The organism is Faecalibacterium sp. DFI.5.82 (assembly GCF_029076575.1).
Lineage (GTDB): Bacteria > Bacillota > Clostridia > Oscillospirales > Ruminococcaceae > Faecalibacterium > Faecalibacterium duncaniae.
Genome location: NZ_JARFIS010000956.1, coordinates 1 through 294, shown reverse-complemented (window position 1 = coordinate 294; position 294 = coordinate 1). Strand labels below are relative to the sequence as shown.

Here is a 294-nt window from a genome sequence, read left to right as displayed (position 1 = left end):
ACCACCAGCTTGACGGTGGAGGTGGACGAGAAGAGCCAGATCCTGTACACCAATTACCAGCCCAACCTAGGCAATCCGCTGCCCCTGATCCGGGAACAGCTGATCAAGATCTACCGGGAACACCCCGGCCTGCATGTGGCCAGCGTGACCACCACCGGCTACGGTGAGGAGCTGGTCAAGAACGCCTTCCGCTGTGATTATGGTCTGGTGGAAACGGTGGCTCATTTTACCGCCGCCAAATACTTTATGCCCGATATCGATGATGAAATATACATCGGGCATAAAGTATTTGGC

1 protein-coding gene is annotated in these 294 nt (G+C 54.8%); it reads left to right on the top strand.

Going from position 1 to position 294, the window contains the following annotated elements; genetic code table 11:
• The coding region (locus P0G09_RS19655) for a hypothetical protein (RefSeq protein WP_275253518.1) at positions 1-294 on the top strand (294 nt) is incomplete at both ends.